The following is a 1,742-nucleotide window of genomic DNA, read 5'->3' on the forward strand; positions in this document are numbered from 1 at the left end:
ACCTGCTTTGACATCATCAGGATTGGCTTTGTATTGTGGATTAAGTGCAAGCAACTCGTTAAGGCTTAGGCCGTTGTCTTGGGCTATTTGGCTGAGGGTGTCGCCGTCTTTGGCGAACTGAATTGAGCCGTCGTTGATTTGGTTGCTAAGACTAATTAAGGAATCTGCAACAGTTTTACCTTCTTGCAATAGTGAAGTGGCATCAGACCAATTGCCGTCCTTTAAATTATTTGCTGCAGTTAACAAGTCATTTACTGCTTGCTCGGTTTCTGGGCTATCGTCTGTGGCTAGGGCGTATACACTAAGACCTAGAGTAATTGCGCCAAGTGCTAAAGATAGAGGAGGAAACCCCACCGTAATAGATGCAATCGCACCAGTAAAGGTTGTAATTTTATCTAAAGTGGATTTGTTATCCCAATTATTTATTGTATCCCCAATGTCAACCAAACTTACACCAATCCCAATAGCTGGAATATTTTTGAATAAACTTATTGCAGCTTGAAGTGTATCTGCCCCTGCTATTGCTGCATTTAATTTTTCACTATCAGATGCATCTTTAATAGTGTTTACAATTCCTACTTCAGTTCTTCCCTGATTAATGATGTTTTGTATCGCCTCTTGTCCAAATGTTAATTTAGCCATTTTCTACCCCCCCTTTTTTTAATTGTTAATTTTCTTTAAACTCTTTTTTCTTAATTACGATAAGCTTATTTACACCTTCAAATCCGTATTTTTTATATCTTATCCATAGTAAAAAATACATAGTTAGAGAGAGAAATGCGCCTGATATGCCAATATTTTGCTGGAAATAAATTGCTTTTTTTAATTTTGAGAGGTAATTCTCAAGGTTTTGTATATTTTTACTATTTACATCTATAGAAACCACCTCATCAACCTCCATAAATTTGTTGTAATTATACTTCTTAAAATACCCAATCCTTAAAAAAGACCTCAACCTAATTTCTTTATCTAAGATGGCGGTAAATTTTTTTTCTTTCCCTTTCCTTGACAGTGATAGCATATAGTACGGTTGTTTTTTGTGTTTTATTTTTTTTAAACTAGTTAATTTACCCTCAAAAAAATCCAATGATTGTTCTTGATTTTTGACTTGTGTTAAAAAAACTAAGGTATTTAATTTATTATATGGAATACCACCTACCAATAAAAAGGCAGAAATAAGACTAAGTGTTGCACATAACAATGTAATTTCCATATATTTCTTGCCGAATATTAACACATTATTTTTTTTGTGCGAATTTACAAATATTGAGCCAGTTCCAAGCGGATATTCAATATAATTAAGTGCAGAAAACTTATACATAAAAATAAAAAACTTGCTTTTTCCTTTAAAGTCACTCAAAACATATTTTTTAAAAGCACGCTTATCATTGTAAATCCACCATTGAAACAGAATAAAAATTAAACTCAAAATAATAAAAAACTCTAACACTTTAAGCCACCTTTCTAAAATTATCCACATCAAACCACACATCATTCATTTTGTTATCTGTGCCTGCTGTGGTGGTAAAACTACCCTGTTGTTTATGGGCGTTGTTGCTGCTATCTACTTCATTAGAATTGCTGTAGGTGGTATTAAGAGATCTAACACCTGCCTCACTCAAACTAAGGAGTTCGCCCTCGTCTAATTTGCCATCAGAGTTTTTGTCTTGCCAAATTTTAAGATTGTTAAAGTTTGTGTCTTGGTTATCAATTTTGCCATCATTATTACTGTCCAAGTCTTT

2 protein-coding genes and 1 pseudogene are annotated in these 1,742 nt (G+C 33.5%); all 3 read right to left on the bottom strand.

The window, feature by feature from the left end; all coding sequences use genetic code 11:
- The coding region (locus BBROOKSOX_RS10605; protein WP_139661734.1) for a LysM peptidoglycan-binding domain-containing protein at nucleotides 1–642 on the bottom strand (642 nt) is incomplete at its 3' end.
- Nucleotides 643–667: 25 nt separating this feature from the next.
- Nucleotides 668–1,480 carry a hypothetical protein gene (locus tag BBROOKSOX_RS10610; RefSeq protein ID WP_218973740.1) on the bottom strand — a complete coding sequence of 271 codons (813 nt, stop codon included), beginning with the start codon at nucleotides 1,478–1,480 and terminating at the stop codon, nucleotides 668–670.
- Nucleotides 1,452–1,742: pseudogene (locus tag BBROOKSOX_RS10615) on the bottom strand (hypothetical protein); the annotation flags it as partial. The gene BBROOKSOX_RS10610 and the pseudogene BBROOKSOX_RS10615, both read right to left, overlap by 29 nt.

It is taken from the genome of bacterium endosymbiont of Bathymodiolus sp. 5 South (assembly GCF_900128535.1).
Taxonomy (GTDB): domain Bacteria; phylum Pseudomonadota; class Gammaproteobacteria; order PS1; family Pseudothioglobaceae; genus Thiodubiliella.